The organism is Caballeronia arationis (assembly GCF_001544975.2).
GTDB classification, from domain to species: domain Bacteria; phylum Pseudomonadota; class Gammaproteobacteria; order Burkholderiales; family Burkholderiaceae; genus Caballeronia; species Caballeronia arationis.
The window spans coordinates 1-983 of sequence record NZ_FCOG02000501.1; the positions used below are offsets into that span (position 1 = coordinate 1).

The 983-nt window shown below is 58.1% G+C and carries 1 protein-coding gene; it reads right to left on the minus strand.

Features of this window, described 5'->3' with window-relative positions:
* Positions 1 to 86: 86 nt before the first annotated feature.
* Positions 87 to 506: a response regulator transcription factor gene (locus AWB81_RS43485; RefSeq protein ID WP_062644778.1), complete on the minus strand. Its 420-nt coding sequence runs from the start codon at positions 504 to 506 to the stop codon at positions 87 to 89.
* Between the last annotated feature and the right edge of the window lie 477 nt (positions 507 to 983).

The following is a 983-nucleotide window of genomic DNA, read 5'->3' on the forward strand; positions in this document are numbered from 1 at the left end:
GCTCTATCAGTATCGGAATCGAGCTTCACTTGGCTAGCCGCGCACAATAATTCACCCATAGATTCCCCCGACGATCCTAATTTATTCTAATCCTTCGAAAAACCGAGCCTGACTCGGTCCATGCATTCGGATACTGCCGCACCATCCACCGGTTTGCTGAGAAAACACAGGGCGCCGCCGTCCAGCGCCTGCCTGCGCGCGGCTTCGGATGCAAACGCCGTGATGAAGAGCACCGGCAGCGGCAAAGCCAGTTCGCGCAGGCGCTGCTGCAACTGCAGGCCCGTCATGCCCGGCATCTGGACATCGGTGATCACGCAGGCCATTTCTTCGATCTGTCCCGATTCGAGAAACGATTCAGCAGACGCATAAAGACTCACCTCCCAGCCGAGCGAACGCAGGAGGCTGGAAGTGGCGACGCGAACCGATTCGTCGTCGTCGATGACTGAAACTCTTGAACGGGGCTGCACTCGCTTGTCCTCGACCGTGCGTGAATTGGGGGCGGGCATCGTGGACTGGCTCACCGCTTGGATGAACCCATGTTACGGATAACAGGGGCGGCCGGGAATCATATGTACGTATAGGGGCACCACCGCGCGGGATAGATTCCGCACACGAAAACTCCTCCGTACCCGAGATGTCCGTCTGCATCGGACCGCGTGCCGGAGATGCGTGCCTGCGCGGTGCGTAGCACGACCACCCGGCCATGCAGCTTAGCGAGTCTCTCGTTTAAAAAGCCTTCGGCGATCTTTAAAAGGCCTTAAGTCGCGCGGCCTCCGGCGCCTTGCGTCGCGTCACGAGCGCGCTAAGAACATTTCAGGTTTTTGCAGGACCTAATGTGCGATGGATCCCTACGCTGGCACTCGCCGGATCAGGACATTCAGGTTTTTATCCATCGACACATCGAAGCTCGAGAGTGCCGAGTTCTTGCGCCTTTCTCACGGTCTCATCTTGGCGTTCGTGAGCGCCGATCCAGTTCTCGGTAA

Excerpts from the sequence above, each read along its gene's own strand:
- AWB81_RS43485 (WP_062644778.1), bottom strand. The coding sequence starts at position 506 with ATGCCCGCCCCCAATTCACGCACGGTCGAGGACAAGCGAGTGCAGCCC.